We start from the raw sequence: 13,605 nt of genomic DNA, 5'->3' as shown, positions 1-13,605 counted from the left end.
CGTACGGAAAGTGAACCGCCCGCTCAAACCGCCCGCTCAAAGGGGAGCGCCATGGCTGCCAAGCCGCCCGCAGGTGACCCGGTCCAGGACGCACCACAGGTCACCCCTCCCCAGCACGCCGCCGCAGGCCTCGCGGCCATCGGCCACACCCTGCGGGCCGCGACACAGCAGATGGGCCTACGCCGCACCACGCAGACCCTCCTCAAGGTCAACCAGAAAGACGGCTTCGACTGCCCCGGCTGCGCCTGGCCCGAAGAGGACAAGCGGCACACCGCCGAATTCTGCGAGAACGGCGCCAAGGCCGTCGCGGAGGAGGCGACACTGCGCCGCGTCACCCCCGCCTTCTTCGCCGCGCATCCCGTCGCCGACCTGGCTGCCCGCAGCGGATACTGGCTGGGCCAGCAGGGCCGCATCACCCAGCCGATGCTACTGGCAACAAGCGCACAGACCGACGGAGTCGACCGGTACGAACCGGTGACCTGGGAACGGGCCTTCGAGATCATCGCCGAGGAGCTCAACGCCCTGAGCTCCCCCGACGAAGCCCTCTTCTACACGTCGGGCCGCACCAGCAACGAAGCGGCGTTCCTGCTCCAGCTCTTCGCCCGCGAGTTCGGCACCAACAACCTCCCCGACTGCTCCAACATGTGCCACGAGTCGTCCGGCTCGGCCCTGGTGGAAACCATCGGCATCGGCAAGGGCAGCGTCTCCCTCGAAGACCTGCACCAGGCCGACCTGATCATCGTCGCCGGTCAGAACCCGGGCACCAACCACCCGCGCATGCTCACAGCCCTGGAAAAGGCCAAGGCCGCGGGCGCCCGGATCATCTCGGTGAACCCACTGCCCGAAGCCGGCCTCGAACGCTTCAAGAACCCGCAAACCCCAGCCGGCATGCTCAGGGGCACCGCCCTCACCGACCTCTTCCTCCAGATCCGCCTCGGCGGCGACCAGGCCCTGTTCCGGCTGCTCAACAAACTGATCGTCGACACCGAAGGCGCCGTGGACGAGACCTTCGTGCGCGAACACACCCACGGATACGACGACTTCGCGGCCGCCGCCCGCAGCGCCGACTGGGACGAGACACTCACCGCCACCGGCCTTGAACGCGACCGGATCGAGCAGGCCCTCGCCATGGTCCTCGCCTCCGAACGCACCGTCGTGTGCTGGGCCATGGGCCTCACCCAGCACAAACACGCCGTGGCGACCATCCGCGAAGTCGTCAACTTCCTGCTGCTGCGCGGCAACATCGGCCGCCCCGGCGCCGGCGTCTGCCCGGTCCGCGGCCACTCCAACGTCCAGGGCGACCGCACCATGGGCATCTTCGAACGCCCCGCCCCGGCGTTCCTCGACGCCCTGGACAAGGAATTCTCGATCACCTCACCGCGCCACCACGGATACGACGTCGTACGGTCCATCCAGGCCCTGCGCGACGGCGACGCCAAAGTGTTCTTCGCGATGGGCGGCAACTTCGTCGGCGCCACCCCCGACACCGACGTCACCGAAGCCGCCATGCGCAACGCCCGCCTGACCGTGCACGTCTCGACCAAACTCAACCGCTCGCACGCCGTCACCGGCGCCCGCGCACTGATCCTGCCCACCCTCGGCCGCACCGACAAGGACACGCAGGCGGCCGGCAGGCAGTTCGTCACCGTCGAGGACTCCATGGGCATGGTGCACGCCTCCCGCGGCAACCTCACCCCCGCAAGCCCACACCTGCTGTCCGAACCCGCCATCGTCGCCCGCATGGCCCGCGCCACCCTCGGCGCCACCTCCACGACCAACTGGGAGGACTTCGAGCAGGACTACGCCACCATCCGCGACCGGATCTCCCGCGTCGTCCCCGGCTTCGACGACTTCAACGCCCGCGCCGCCCGCCCCGGCGGCTTCACCCTGCCGCACGGGCCCCGCGACGAACGCCGCTTCCCCACCGCCACCGGCAAAGCCAACTTCACCGCCGCACCCGTGGAATACCCCGAACTGCCCGCAGGCCGCCTGCTGCTCCAGACCCTGCGCTCCCACGACCAGTACAACACCACCATCTACGGACTCGACGACCGCTACCGGGGCATCAAGGGCGGCCGCCGAGTCGTCCTCGTCAACCCCGACGACGCCCGCGAACTGGGCCTCGCCGACGGGACATACACCGACCTGGTCAGCGAATGGAAAGACGGCGTGGAACGGCGCGCACCCGGCTTCCGAGTAGTCCACTACCCCACCGCCCGCGGCTGCGCCGCCGCCTACTACCCGGAGACGAACGTCCTGGTGCCCCTCGACGCGACGGCCGACACCAGCAACACCCCCGCGAGCAAGTCCGTGGTCGTACGTCTGGAACAATCGGCGCCCGCCTAAGCGTTTGCTCAATGACTTAGGACCCCGTACGACGATCGGAGCCGGGCCCCATGGGCGAGCAGCAAGCTGTGAAGTTCCCGCAAGAGGTCATCGACGAATACGCGTCGCTGGGCGTCGACCTGCCCGCCCTGTTCTCCGCCGGACACCTCGGCACCCGCATGGGCGTGCAGATCATCGAGGCGTCCGCCGAGCGTGTCGTCGCCACCATGCCCGTCGAGGGCAACACCCAGCCGTACGGACTGCTGCACGGCGGGGCATCGGCCGTACTCGCCGAAACCCTCGGCTCCATCGGCTCCATGCTGCACGGCGGCATCACCAAACTCGCCGTCGGCGTGGACCTCAACTGCACCCACCACCGCGGCGCCCGCAGCGGCCTGGTCACCGGCGTCGCCACCCCCGTCCACCGCGGCCGCTCCACCGCGACGTACGAAATCGTCATCACCGACGACCAGGACAAGCGCGTCTGCACGGCCCGCCTGACCTGCATGCTCCGCGATGTCGATGTCGACGTCGACGTCGACGTCGACGGCAAGGACAGCAGCGGCAGCAAGGGCTGACCACCGCACGACCGCCGGCGTCACCCGGGCGTGCCCGGCCCGGACAGCCACCCGCGTCCCGGCCGGGCACCAAGCCTCCTGCACCCGCTGTTCCCCAGCTCTCCCCAACAGAGCCGGACAGCTCAACTCCCTTGCCGCACAACCGTCCCGCGCAACCTTCCTGCTCGCACACCCTTGCAACAGCCCCGGCCACGCCCTAGTTTTCGCACGTGACCGCAGGCAGCACTCGGAGACACCGAGCCGGTGCCTGCCACGCCCTCGCGATGCTCGTCGCCCTGACCGGAACAAGCGGATGCGACGGCTCCGAGATCACCCCCAGTAACAGCCCGGCACCACACCGCACCACACCGGCGGAAGTGTGCGCCTCGCTCATCTCGTACTGGGTCGAAGAAGCCCTCAAGGACAGCAAATGGGCCGGCCTCGACTGGGAACAGAAGGGCCTGTCCAACGAGCAGTACGAACTCCACGAAAAGATCCTGGTTGCCGCCCGAGCCGAGCAGAACACCCGGGGCCGGGCCGCCGCCCTGCGACTGGCGGAGCGGGAGAGCCGGGCTCGCTGCGAAGCAGCGAACGGAGCCACTGGCAGTTCCGAGAACTGGCGACCGCCGCAGTAACGCTACGTAACAGGGGAAGGTACGGAAAATCTGGCCCTGCTCGCCGCCTGCCGCACCGCCGACCCCACCACCGCTGCCCGCGGACCCCGGCTCGACGTCAGGAGCAAGATCACCTCAAGCCCCTTAGCAGAACTGCAGTTTCTCACTATGTGGTCAAAAGGGTTGGGTCGGCCCACGTCCGATCTGTCCACACTCCCCCCACCAACCCTTGGCCTCGGCATAACAAGAACGTCACATCCTGACTCCGCACCTCCCTGACCCCGCCACCTGCGCCTAGAGTCACGGCCAGTTACCGCGCCGCCGGGCGCGACTGCAGCAAGGCCGTGCACCACCCCCAGTGCGGCCCGGCGACCTAACGGCAACCCAGCAGAGGTTGCCGCGCCAGGGAAAGGATTTATCGTGCGTCACCGTTCCTTGCTCATCCTCACCACCGTGGTCACCACGGGAGCTCTCACCCTCTCCGCCTGCGGGTCACGCGACGAAGGCAGCAAGGGCAACGACAGCGGCAGCAAAAAGACCACCGTCGTCATCGGTGTCGACGCCCCGCTGACCGGCTCGCTGTCCGCTCTGGGTCAGGGCATCAAGAACTCCGTGGACCTCGCCGCCAAGACGGCGAACAAGAACAACGAGGTCCCCGGCATCGAGTTCAAGGTCGAAGCCCTCGACGACCAGGCAGTCCCGGCCTCCGGCCAGGCCAACGCCACCAAGCTCGTCGGCAACCAGGACGTCATAGGCGCCGTCGGCCCGCTGAACTCCGGCGTCGCCCAGTCCATGCAGAGCGTCTTCGCGAAGGCCGATGTCGTCCAGGTCTCCCCGGCCAACACCAACCCGGCACTCAGCCAGGGTGACGACTGGGCCACCGGCGCCGCCAAGCGCCCGTTCAAGACGTACTTCAGGACCGCCGCCACCGACGTGGTCCAGGGCAAGTTCGCCGCCCAGTACCTCTACAACGACGCGAAGAAGAAGAAGGTCTACGTCGTCGACGACAAGCAGACCTACGGCGCCGGCCTCGCCGCCATCTTCTCCGCCGAATTCAAGCGCCTCGGCGGCAAGATCGCCGGCACCGACCACGTCACGGTGAAGGAGACCGACTTCTCCAGCACCGCCGACAAGGTCAAGTCCTCCAAGGCCGACTCCGTCTACTACGGCGGCCAGTACCCCGAGGGCGGCCTGCTCGCCGACCAGATCAAGAAGACCGGCGCCAAGATCCCCACCATGGGTGGCGACGGCATCTTCGACCCCGCCTTCATCAGCGCCTCCGGCGTGGCCAACGACGGTGACTTCGCGACCTCCATCGGCTACCCGGTCGAGAAGCTCCCCACCGCCAAGAAGTTCATCGAGGACTACAAGGCCGGCGGCTACAAGGACCCGTACGCGGCCTACGGCGGCTACTCCTACGACGCCGGCTGGTCCATCATCCAGGCCGTCAAGGCCGTCGTCGCAGCCAACGACGGCAAGCTGCCCGAGGACGCCCGCGCCAAGGTCGTCGAGGCCATGGGCAAGGTCTCCTTCGACGGAGTGACCGGCAAGGTCTCCTTCGACGAGAACGGTGACACCACCAACAAGCAGCTCACCGTCTACAAGGTCGAAGGCAAGGAGTGGAAGGACGTCAAGTCCGCCACCTTCAAGGACTGATCCACCGCACAACCCGCTCCACCTGCCCCATCTGAACGAAACCGCGCGGGGGCGCAAACAGCGCCCTCGCGCGGTGTCATATCCGACAAGCTCATCGGAGGCCCTGCGGTGCACGAACTGCCGCAACAGCTGGCCAACGGCCTTGCACTCGGCGCCCTTTATGGCCTCATAGCCATCGGGTACACCATGGTGTACGGCATCGTCCAGCTCATCAACTTCGCCCACGGCGAGATCTTCATGATCGGGGGCTTCGGCGCCCTCACCGCCTACATCGCGCTCCCCAGCGGAACGTCACTCCTGGTGGCCATTCCCCTCATGATCGTCGGCGGCGCAATCGCCTCCGTCGCCGTAGCCACGGCCGCGGAACGCTTCGCCTACCGACCGCTGCGCGGCGCACCCAGGCTCGCTCCGCTGATCACCGCGATCGGCCTCTCGATCGTTCTCCAGCAGCTCGTCTGGGGCTTCTACCCCGACGCGAAGAAGCCGCGAAGCTTCCCCGAGTTCCAGGGCGAATCGTTCAAGCTGTTCGACAACCTGTACCTCCAGCGCGCCGATGCCTTCGTGCTCGTCCTCGCCCCCCTGTGCATGCTCGCCCTCGGCCTCTTCGTCGCCAAGAGCCGCAGCGGCCGCGCCATGCAGGCCACCGCGCAGGACCCCGACACGGCCAAACTGATGGGCATCAACACCGACCGCATCATCGTCATGGCCTTCGCCATCGGCGCCGCGTTCGCCGCCGTCGCCGCCGTCGCCTACGGCCTCGACAAGGGCCAGATCAACTTCGAGATGGGCTTCATCCTCGGACTGAAGGCCTTCACCGCCGCAGTCCTCGGCGGCATCGGCAACATCTACGGAGCCATGGTCGGCGGAGTCGTCCTCGGCCTCGCGGAATCACTGTCGATCGCCTACATCGAAGAGATTCCCGGAATGCAGCAGCTCGGCGGCGGCGCCTGGGCCAACGTCTGGGCATTCGTACTTCTCATCGTCGTGCTCCTCGTCAGGCCACAGGGCCTGCTCGGTGAGCGCGTCGCGGATCGGGCGTGAGAGCCATGACAACCGACACCACGCAGACCGCCGAAGCCACCCCGGCCGACGGCAGCACCTCCCGCGCCAAGCTGCTGCGCCGGCTCACCGCCCTCGGCGGCCTCGCCACCATCGCCAGCACCTTCTTGTCCTGGACATACACCGACGAATTCCCCGGCGACCTCACCGTCTACGGCTACCCCGGCGGCCTCCAGGTCCTCACGCTCGTCGCGGGCCTCCTCGTCACCCTCTACGCCCTGGCGTCACTCGACATCAAGGGCCTGCGCTGGCTGGCACCCACCGGCACGACGAAAGCCCTGCGGCTGTTCGCCCTCGGCGCCCTCGGCACCACCGGGTTCACGGTCATCGCCATCGCCGTCGAACTCGGCGGCGTAGTCAACCTCGAACCAGGCGGCTTCGTCGCACTCGTCGCCTCCGCCATCCCCGTCGCCACGGCATTCCAGCTCCCCGACGACACCCGCAAAGCCCGCCGCCCCAAGGGCCTCCCCTCCTGGGCCGAGATCCTGATCATCGTCGCCGCGTTCGGCATCGGACTCTTCGTCGTCACCTACGGCATCGACACCGAATACCCCGAACTCTTCACCGGCTACATGATCACCGCGGGCCTCGCCGTCGCCGGACTCTTCAAGGCCGGCCTCATGGCACGGCTCTCCGGCCTCACCGCCAAATACCGCTCCATCGCCGTAGCCGCGGCCTTCGTCGCCGCCGCAGCATTCCCCTTCACCCAGAACACCGACCAGTTCACCCTCATCGCGGTCAACATCCTCATCTTCGCGACCGTCGCACTCGGACTGAACATCGTCGTCGGCCTCGCCGGACTCCTCGACCTCGGATACGTCGCCTTCCTCGGCGTCGGCGCCTACACCGCCGCCCTCGTCTCAGGCACCACCGCATCCGCATTCGACGTCCAATTCCCCTTCTGGGCCTCCGTCCTCACCGGCGGCGTCGTCTCCCTCATCTTCGGCGTCGTCATCGGAGCCCCCACCCTGCGGCTGCGCGGCGACTACCTCGCCATCGTCACCCTCGGCTTCGGCGAGATCTTCCGCATCACCGTCGGCAACCTCGACGGCGTATCCGGACCCCAGATCACCAACGGCCCCAACGGCGTACCCAACATCCCCGACCTCAACTTCTTCGGATACAACTTCGGCGAATCCCACACCATCCTGGGCTTCGAACTCGGCTCCTACGCCAACTACTACCTGCTCATGCTGCTCGCGATGATCCTCGTGGTCCTCGTCTTCAGCCGCGCAGGCAGCTCCCGCATCGGCCGCGCCTGGGTCGCCATCCGCGAAGACGAGACCGCCGCCACCGCCATGGGCATCAACGGCTTCCGCGTCAAACTCATCGCCTTCGCACTCGGCGCCACCCTCGCCGGCCTCGCCGGCACCGTCCAGGCACACGTCCAGAGCACCGTGGTCCCCGAGATGTACGTCTTCGCCGGACCCGTACCGCCGAACTCCGCCTTCCTCCTCGCCGCCGTCATCCTCGGCGGCATGGGAACCATCAGCGGACCCCTCATCGGCGCCACGCTCCTCTACATGATCCCCGCCAAGCTGCAGTTCCTCCAGGACTACCAGCTCCTCGGCTTCGGCCTCGCCCTCATCCTGCTGATGCGCTTCCGACCCGAAGGCCTCATCGCCAACCGGCGCGCCCAGCTCGAATACCACGAGACCGACCAACTCGACGTACCGGAAAAGGGCCTCCCCGACACCGGCGTCGGCATCACGAAGGCGGGGGCGTGAACCCCATGACGACCACCACCGAACCCACCGTCGTCCTCGACGCCAGCGGCGTCACCATGCGCTTCGGCGGCCTCACCGCCGTACGCTCCGTCGACCTCAAGGTCAACGCCGGCGAAATCGTCGGCCTCATCGGCCCCAACGGCGCCGGCAAGACCACCTTCTTCAACTGCCTCACCGGGCTCTACGTCCCCACCGAAGGCAAGGTCAGCTACAAAGGCACCGTCCTGCCACCCAAGCCCCACCTCGTCACCCAGGCAGGCATCGCCCGCACCTTCCAGAACATTCGGCTCTTCGCCAACATGACCGTCCTGGAAAACGTCCTCGTCGGACGCCACACCAGGACCAAGGAAGGCCTCTGGTCGGCCCTCCTGCGCGGCCCCGGCTTCAAGAAAGCCGAAGCCGCCTCACACAAACGGGCCATGGAACTCCTCGAGTTCATCGGCCTGGAAAGCAAAGCCGACCACCTCGCGCGCAACCTCCCCTACGGCGAACAACGCAAGCTCGAAATCGCACGCGCCCTCGCCAGCGACCCCGGCCTGCTCCTCCTCGACGAGCCCACCGCCGGAATGAACCCGCAAGAGACCCGGACAGCCGAAGAACTCATCTTCGCCATCCGGGACATGGGCATCGCCGTACTCGTCATCGAGCACGACATGCGCTTCATCTTCAACCTGTGCGACCGCGTCGCCTGCCTCGTCCAAGGCGAAAAACTGGTCGAAGGCACACCCGCCACCGTCCAGGGCGACGAACGCGTCATCGCCGCCTACCTCGGAACGCCCTTCGAAGGCGCACCGGGCGCGGACGAAGCCGCCGAGGTCGAGGCGGCCGAAGCACAGAGCAACACCAGCACCACCAGCACCACCAGTAAGGAAGGGGAAACCCCGTGACCGCACTGCTCGAGGTCGAGGACCTCAGGGTCGCCTACGGCAAGATCGAAGCCGTCAAGGGCATCTCCTTCAGCGTCGAAGCCGGCCAAGTCGTCACCCTCATCGGCACCAACGGTGCGGGCAAGACCACTACGCTGCGCACCCTGTCCGGACTGCTCAAGCCCTCCGGCGGCCGCATCATGTTCGACGGGAAACCGCTCAGCGGCGTCCCGGCCCACAAGATCGTCGCCCTCGGGCTGGCCCACTCCCCCGAAGGCCGGCACATCTTCCCCCGCCTCACCATCGCCGAAAACCTCCAACTCGGCGCATTCCTGAGGACGGACAAAGCCGGCATCGAGAAGGACATCCAGCGCGCCTACGACCTCTTCCCCATCCTGGGCGAACGACGGAAGCAGGCCGCCGGCACCCTCTCCGGCGGCGAGCAGCAGATGCTGGCCATGGGACGCGCCCTCATGTCCCAGCCCAAGCTCCTCATGCTCGACGAACCCTCCATGGGCCTCTCCCCGATCATGATGCAGAAGATCATGGAGACCATCGTCGAGCTCAAGTCACAGGGCACCACCATCCTGCTCGTCGAGCAGAACGCCCAGGCGGCGCTCTCCCTCGCGGACACAGCACACGTCATGGAAGTCGGCACCATCAAGCTCTCCGGCCCCGGCTCGGAGCTGCTCCACGACGAGTCCGTCCGCAAGACGTACCTCGGCGAGGACTGAGCCGAACGCACGACAGCAAGGAGGCCCGTACCCCGAGCGACTCGGGGTACGGGCCTCCTTCCGTACGCGGCCCTACTGGTCCTTCGCGGCCTTCTTCTCCTCGGCGTCCTCGATGACCGCCTCGGCCACCTGCTGCATCGACAGCCGGCGGTCCATCGACGTCTTCTGAATCCACCGGAAGGCGGCCGGCTCCGTCAGCCCGTACTGCGTCTGCAACACCGACTTCGCGCGGTCCACCAACTTGCGCGTCTCCAGCCGCTGCGTGAGGTCCGCGACCTCGCTCTCCAACGCCCGCAGCTCCGTGAACCGCGAGACAGCCATCTCGATGGCCGGTACGACGTCACTCTTGCTGAACGGCTTCACGAGGTACGCCATCGCCCCGGCGTCCCGCGCCCGCTCCACCAGGTCGCGCTGCGAGAACGCCGTCAGCATGAGGACGGGGGCGATGGACTCCTCGGTGATCTTCTCGGCGGCGGAGATCCCGTCGAGCACGGGCATCTTCACGTCGAGGATCACGAGGTCGGGCTTGTGTTCCCGGGCCAGCTCGATGGCCTGCTGCCCGTCCCCGGCCTCGCCCACGACCGCGTAGCCCTCTTCCTCCAGCATCTCTTTGAGGTCGAGCCGAATGAGCGCTTCGTCCTCGGCGATGACGACGCGGGTCGTCAGCGGCGGAACGTGCGACTTGTCGTCGTCGACGGCGACGGGCTGGGGCGACTCGGGGGTGGTCACGGGGGCTCCTCGTTCCAAGGCAGGTGCTGCTGCCTTGAGCCTACCTACCTGAATCATGACGCGGTCACCCGGTACACTCCCATCGAGACACCTCGCCGGGTTGGCGGAATGGCAGACGCTGATTGCTCAAACCAATCTGTCCGAAAGGACGTGCGGGTTCGAATCCCGCACCCGGCACAAGAAGCGGATGTTCACATTCTCGTGAACATCCGCTTTTTTCACGTGCTGCGAGTTGGCGTCACGCAGAGTTGCGGTATGCACTTCCACGGCACAGAGGTACGCCACAAGGCGCTCGCTCTCCTCCGGTCCGGTTCAAAGAACGTGGACGTCGCACGGCAATTGAACGTACCGGCGGGGACCGTCTCGTACTGGTTGCACATGGACCGATCCAAGCGCGGGGAATTCCCAGGCCGACAAAGTGCGTAATGTCCCCGATGCGACGGCCGCCCTCTCGACAACGCGTCGTACTCGTACCTGCTCGGGCTCTATCTCGGCGACGGGCACATCAGTCACCACTCAGCGCACCGAGTGCCGAGCCTCATGCTCGCCCTTGATGACTCCTGGCCAGGCGTGCAGGACGAGGCCGAAGCCGCGATGTGCGCCGTGTTTCCGGGGAACGCCACATGCCGCGTACGCAGGACGGGGTGCCAGAACATCAAGGTGTACTCCAAGCACCTCCCATGCCTGTTCCCGCAGCACGGCCCCGGTAAGAAGCACGCACGTGAGATCGCGCTGGCACCATGGCAACAGGACATCATCGACGAGTACCCGTGGCAGTTCATCAGGGGGCTCATCCACTCCGACGGTGTCGGATCACGAACTGGACGACCCGTGTCGTCCGCGGCGAGCAGAAGCGGTACGAGTACCCGCGGTACTGGTTCACCAATGTCTCGGATGACATCCTGCGGCTCTACACGGACACTCTCGACAAACTCGGCATCGAGTGGACGCACTGCACCCGGCGCGGGAAGCACTACAACATCTCCGTCGCCCGACGCGCGTCCGTCGCGTTGATGGACGCTCACGTCGGGCCGAAGTACTGAGGGCACCCCTACTTCACTCCGCGGTGTCGTCCTCGCCGATGTGGTGGACGCGGACCAGGTTCGTGGAGCCCGCGACGCCCGGCGGGGAGCCGGCCGTGATGATCACCACGTCACCCTTGCGACAGCGGCCGATCCGCAGCAGGTGTTCGTCGACCTGGGCGACCATCGCGTCGGTGGAGTCGACGTGGGGGCCGAGGAAGGTTTCGACGCCCCAGGTGAGGTTCAGCTGGGAGCGCGTCGCCTGGTCCGGGGTGAAGGCCAGCAGCGGGATCGGTGAGCGGTAGCGCGAGAGGCGCTTGACGGTGTCACCGGACTGGGTGAAGGCGACCAGGAATTTCGCGCCCAGGAAGTCGCCGATGTCGGCTGCGGCGCGGGCGACGGATCCTGCCTGGGTGCGGGGTTTGTTGCGTTCGGTGAGCGGCGGGAGGCCTTTGCCGAGGATGTCCTCCTCTGCGGCTTCGACGATTCGGCTCATGGTTTTGACCGTTTCGACGGGGTACTTGCCGACGCTGGTTTCGCCGGAGAGCATGACCGCGTCGGTGCCGTCGATGATGGCGTTGGCGACGTCGGAGGCTTCGGCGCGGGTGGGGCGGGAGTTTTCGATCATCGAGTCGAGCATCTGGGTGGCGACGATGACCGGTTTGGCGTTGCGTTTGGCGAGTTTGATGGCGCGCTTTTGAACGATCGGGACTTGTTCGAGGGGCATTTCGACGCCGAGGTCGCCGCGGGCGACCATGATGCCGTCGAAGGCGGCGACGATGTCGTCGATGTTCTCGACGGCTTGGGGTTTTTCGATTTTGGCGATGACGGGGAGGTGGCGGCCCTCTTCGGTCATGATGCGGTGGACGTCTTCGATGTCGCGTCCGCTGCGTACGAAGGAGAGGGCGATGATGTCGGCTCCGGTGCGCAGGGCCCAGCGGAGGTCTTCGATGTCTTTTTCGGAGAGTGCGGGTACGGAGACGGCGACGCCGGGGAGGTTGAGGCCTTTGTGGTCGGAGACCATGCCTCCTTCGATGACGAGGGTGTGGACGCGGGGGCCGTCGACGGAGGTGACTTCGAGGGTGACTTTGCCATCGTCGATGAGGATGCGTTCGCCGGTGGTGACGTCGGTGGCGAGGCCGTCGTAGGTGGTGCCGCAGGTGTGGCGGTCGCCTTCCATGGGTTCGACGGTGATGGTGAACTCGTCGCCGCGTTCAAGGAGTACGGGGCCTTCGCGGAAGCGGCCAAGGCGAATCTTCGGGCCTTGAAGGTCGGCGAGTACGCCGACGCTGTGGCCGGTTTCGTCGGAGGCCTTGCGTACGCGTTGGTAGCGCTCCTCGTGTTCGGCGTAGGTGCCGTGGCTGAGGTTGAAGCGGGCGATGTCCATTCCGGCCTCGACCAGTGCCTTGATCTGGTCGTATGTGTCGGTGGCGGGCCCTAGGGTGCAAACGATTTTCGCTCGGCGCATGGGTCGAGCCTAGGCCTTACCAGTGAGTAGACAATTGGCCGTGCGTGACTACTCAACAACCTTTACATGAAGGGTTATTGACAAGTGTTGAATTGTGCGCCGGGGTGCTCTGATGAGCGCGGGTCAGAGCTGGGGTGGGGTCATGAGGAAGCGGGCGTTCACGAGGGCGTGGATGGTCTGGCGTTGGGGTTCGAGGTCGAGGGCGGGGGCGTCTTCGGCCATTTCGGCTGATGCGGATCGCATGCGATGGCCGTAGCCGGCTGAGAATCCGGGTGCTACGGGGTGGGCTTCTTCTGCGCCGGGGTCGGCCAGTTCGACGAGGGCGCTGAGTTCGGCGCCGAGGGCGTGGGCGTATTCGCGGGCGCGTTTGACGGCTTCCCTGACGGCCTGGGCGCGCACGTGGCCGTAGGCGGGTGAGTCGGGGCGCATGGCCCACCAGGGGCCGTCGATCTGGGTGAGTTCGAGGTCGGCGAGGCGGGTGGTGAGTTCGCCGAGGGCGGTGAAGTCGGTGAGGGTGGCGGTGATGTGTACGCGCCCGTGGTAGGCGCGGACGCGTTCGCCGCGGCCGTGTTTGGTCAGTTCGGGGGTGATGGAGAAGGCGCCGGTTTCCAGCTTCTCGACGGCGTCGCCGTATGTCTTGACTAGGTCGAGGGCGAGGGTGTTGCGGCGGGTGAGCTCTTCGAGTGCGGTGCGGCGGTCGGTGCCGCGAGCGCTGACGGTGATGCCGATGTGGGCGGTTTCGGGGTCGAATTCGAGGCGTGCTTCGCCTTGTACGGCGAGGCGGGGGGCTTCGGGGGTGCCGTAGGGGGTTGTGGTGTTCGGGGTGTTGGTCATGGTTCCACTGTGGC

Annotated in this window: 11 protein-coding genes, 1 tRNA gene and 1 pseudogene; 10 read left to right on the top strand and 3 right to left on the bottom strand. The window is 66.7% G+C overall.

The genetic code is table 11. The features are described from left to right. Window positions 1-51 precede the first annotated feature (51 nt). The 8 genes from ACU6WZ_RS22970 to ACU6WZ_RS22935 all read left to right on the top strand — a co-directional run bounded on the left by ACU6WZ_RS22970 (window position 52) and on the right by ACU6WZ_RS22935 (window position 9,538). Window positions 52-2,346, top strand: coding sequence for an FdhF/YdeP family oxidoreductase (locus tag ACU6WZ_RS22970; protein WP_447030058.1), 2,295 nt, complete (start codon window positions 52-54; stop codon window positions 2,344-2,346). A gap of 50 nt (window positions 2,347-2,396) precedes the next feature. After that, entirely contained in the window at window positions 2,397-2,903 is a 507-nt protein-coding gene (locus tag ACU6WZ_RS22965) for a PaaI family thioesterase (protein WP_447030057.1), read from the top strand. A 209-nt stretch (window positions 2,904-3,112) separates the two neighbouring features. Beyond that, window positions 3,113-3,517, top strand: coding sequence for a hypothetical protein (locus ACU6WZ_RS22960; RefSeq protein ID WP_447030056.1), 405 nt, complete (start codon window positions 3,113-3,115; stop codon window positions 3,515-3,517). A gap of 399 nt (window positions 3,518-3,916) precedes the next feature. Beyond that, window positions 3,917-5,152, top strand: a complete 1,236-nt coding sequence (locus ACU6WZ_RS22955; protein WP_447030055.1) for a branched-chain amino acid ABC transporter substrate-binding protein — start codon at window positions 3,917-3,919, stop codon at window positions 5,150-5,152. Between the two features lie 108 nt (window positions 5,153-5,260). Further along, window positions 5,261-6,193: a branched-chain amino acid ABC transporter permease gene (locus ACU6WZ_RS22950; protein ID WP_347121706.1), complete on the top strand. Its 933-nt coding sequence runs from the start codon at window positions 5,261-5,263 to the stop codon at window positions 6,191-6,193. A 5-nt stretch (window positions 6,194-6,198) separates the two neighbouring features. Next, on the top strand, window positions 6,199-7,938 hold the full coding sequence (locus ACU6WZ_RS22945) for a branched-chain amino acid ABC transporter permease (RefSeq protein WP_447034195.1): 1,740 nt from the start codon (window positions 6,199-6,201) through the stop codon (window positions 7,936-7,938). Further along, a complete protein-coding gene (locus ACU6WZ_RS22940) occupies window positions 7,935-8,825 on the top strand; it encodes an ABC transporter ATP-binding protein (protein ID WP_447030054.1) in 891 nt (296 codons plus the stop codon). Before ACU6WZ_RS22945 ends, ACU6WZ_RS22940 begins: the two co-directional genes overlap by 4 nt. After that, the gene (locus tag ACU6WZ_RS22935; RefSeq protein ID WP_447030053.1) at window positions 8,822-9,538 is read left to right on the top strand and encodes an ABC transporter ATP-binding protein; all 717 of its coding nucleotides are present in this window, start codon (window positions 8,822-8,824) and stop codon (window positions 9,536-9,538) included. Before ACU6WZ_RS22940 ends, ACU6WZ_RS22935 begins: the two co-directional genes overlap by 4 nt. 72 nt (window positions 9,539-9,610) lie before the next feature. Here the strand turns inward: ACU6WZ_RS22935 and ACU6WZ_RS22930 are convergent, their stop codons facing one another. Continuing rightward, window positions 9,611-10,267 (bottom strand): ANTAR domain-containing response regulator, encoded by a 657-nt coding sequence (locus ACU6WZ_RS22930; protein WP_447030052.1) that lies wholly within the window; start codon window positions 10,265-10,267, stop codon window positions 9,611-9,613. Window positions 10,268-10,361: 94 nt separating this feature from the next. On the opposite strand from ACU6WZ_RS22930, the gene ACU6WZ_RS22925 reads away from it, so the two are divergent. Both ACU6WZ_RS22925 and ACU6WZ_RS22920 read left to right on the top strand, forming a co-directional pair. Then, a tRNA-Leu gene (locus ACU6WZ_RS22925) sits at window positions 10,362-10,444 on the top strand. Window positions 10,445-10,522: 78 nt separating this feature from the next. Further along, window positions 10,523-11,310, top strand: a pseudogene (locus ACU6WZ_RS22920) (helix-turn-helix domain-containing protein). Window positions 11,311-11,323: 13 nt separating this feature from the next. On the opposite strand, the gene pyk reads toward ACU6WZ_RS22920, so the two are convergent. Together pyk and ACU6WZ_RS22910 are read right to left on the bottom strand one after the other, a co-directional pair. Beyond that, on the bottom strand, window positions 11,324-12,757 hold the full coding sequence (gene pyk / locus ACU6WZ_RS22915) for a pyruvate kinase (RefSeq protein ID WP_447030051.1): 1,434 nt from the start codon (window positions 12,755-12,757) through the stop codon (window positions 11,324-11,326). Window positions 12,758-12,880: 123 nt separating this feature from the next. Continuing rightward, window positions 12,881-13,591 (bottom strand): SIMPL domain-containing protein, encoded by a 711-nt coding sequence (locus tag ACU6WZ_RS22910; RefSeq protein WP_447030050.1) that lies wholly within the window; start codon window positions 13,589-13,591, stop codon window positions 12,881-12,883. Window positions 13,592-13,605: the final 14 nt, after the last annotated feature.

This window comes from Streptomyces hypolithicus (assembly GCF_052934925.1).
This window is presented reverse-complemented; position numbering and strand designations above follow the sequence as displayed.

Coding starts and splice junctions, on each gene's coding strand:
- ACU6WZ_RS22965 (WP_447030057.1), top strand. CDS start 2,397: ATGGGCGAGCAGCAAGCTGTGAAGTTCCCGCAAGAGGTCATCGACGAA.
- ACU6WZ_RS22970 (WP_447030058.1), top strand. CDS start 52: ATGGCTGCCAAGCCGCCCGCAGGTGACCCGGTCCAGGACGCACCACAG.
- ACU6WZ_RS22910 (WP_447030050.1), bottom strand. CDS start 13,591: ATGACCAACACCCCGAACACCACAACCCCCTACGGCACCCCCGAAGCC.
- ACU6WZ_RS22945 (WP_447034195.1), top strand. CDS start 6,199: ATGACAACCGACACCACGCAGACCGCCGAAGCCACCCCGGCCGACGGC.
- pyk (WP_447030051.1), bottom strand. CDS start 12,757: ATGCGCCGAGCGAAAATCGTTTGCACCCTAGGGCCCGCCACCGACACA.